The 1,678-nt window shown below is 76.3% G+C and carries 1 protein-coding gene; it reads right to left on the reverse strand.

The annotated features are described in order from the left end of the window. On the reverse strand, positions 1-562 hold a 562-nt coding region (locus AOK23_RS51290; protein WP_240496861.1), incomplete at its 3' end, for an SWIM zinc finger family protein. Between the last annotated feature and the right edge of the window lie 1,116 nt (positions 563-1,678).

Raw genomic sequence — 1,678 nt, forward strand, 5'->3', positions numbered from 1 at the left:
GCTGCTCCTGCGCGGCACGCGCCGCCCGCGCGGCGTTGCGCCGCGACAGCGCGTCGAGCAACTCCCGCTCGCCCCGGCCGCGCAGAAGCAGCAGGACGAACGGGTCCTCGTCCAGCAGCCGCGCCGTCTGATAGCAGAGCGCCGCCGCGTGCTTGCAGGGATGCCCTCGGTCCGGGCAACTGCAGTGGGGCTCCAACTCCCCCGGCCCGGGCAGCAGCCGCGTCCCTCGAGGGCTCCAGCCGCCGGACGCGGATGCGGATATGGGTGCGGGTCCGGGTGCGGGTGTGGCACCACCAGCCAGGGAGTGCGGGAGCTCCTTGTCGAGCAGGGCGGCGATGTCGGCGGGGCGTTCGGCCGCCGTGTCCAGGAAACGGTCCCACTCGTCGTCGTCCAGCGGCCGCAGCCGGACCTGCACCCGGTAGGGCCGGGGCCGGCTGCCGTGGACGTACGCCAGCACCAGCCCCGGCGTGACCGTGATCGCGTCCACGTTGCCCTGGTCGGCGTACGCCCGCCCCCGTCCGAGCCGGGCCGCGTCCAGGGCGCCCTCCTCCAACGCCGTCACCCACGCGTTCCCCCACCAACTCTCCGCGAACGCCTCTCCGCCCGAGGTCCGGGGCGGAAAGGCCCGGAAGGTACGCCGGAGTTCGCCGTCACGGGAGGGGGCGGCCATGGTGCCCGGGACGCGGGGCGTGGCGGCGCCGCCTCCGGGCCGGGCATCACCGGGGTGGTCGACGGCACGGCCGACAGCCCGGTCGCCGACATGAGCTTCGGCTTCGCCTCGGGCTTGCGCTTCGGCTTGGGTACGGGCTTGAGCTCGGGCTCGGGTGGGAGCTTCGGCTTCGTTGCGGGCTTCGGCTTCGCCTCGGGTGCGAGCTTCGGCTTCGGCTCGCGCGGTATCACGGGAGCCCTGCGGAGGCTCGGCGGCGGTAAGGCCGTGCGTCGGCGCGAGGTCCTCCGAGGGCAGCTCGAAGGCACCTGCGAGCAAAGCGCGTACGTCCCGGACCGGGCGGGGCCCCTCACTCCGGTCAGCATCCTCATCTCGGTCAGCGCCGCGGTCACTCCCTTCCTGCCTCCCTCTGCGGCGGCCCGGGGCCTGGTGCGCGGGACGGCGCGAGGGCCCAGCCCGGCGCCCGGCATCGGCTGCTCCCGCTGCTGCCGATGCCTCAGGTGCGGCTCCCCCGGCACCGCCATCAGCATCGATCCAGGCCTTTGCCCCGGCATCGGCACCGGTCCTGGCCTTGGCATCAGCCTTGGCCTTGGACTCCGCCTCGGCCTCCGCGCGGGCCCGCTCCGCCGCGCTTCGAGCGGCGCGCAGCGCGGCACGGGCGATGTCACCGGGCCGGGCACCGCCCGGTGCGGCGGTCCCACCGGCGCGCGGGGCCTCGGGGGTGCGTGGTGCACGCTCCCCTGGCGGCTCCTCGGGCGAGGCCGCCGCCCTGGCGCCCGCGGCCCGCCACAGCGCTGCCCGGGCCGCATCGCCCGGCCGGGCACCCCGCGCCCCCTTGGCCTCACTCCCGTCCGACGCGGCCGCCGTACCGCCGCCCTCCGGCTCCTCACCAAGGCTCTGCGGCACCGCACTGCCACGGCCGGACGTCTCCACCCCGCGCCCCGACGCCTCAAGGGCCCCGCCGGACGCAGCACCCTCCGAGTCCGAGGCACCAGCACCAGCACCAGCACC

Source organism: Streptomyces torulosus (genome assembly GCF_001419765.1).
GTDB classification, from domain to species: Bacteria; Actinomycetota; Actinomycetes; order Streptomycetales; family Streptomycetaceae; genus Streptomyces; species Streptomyces torulosus.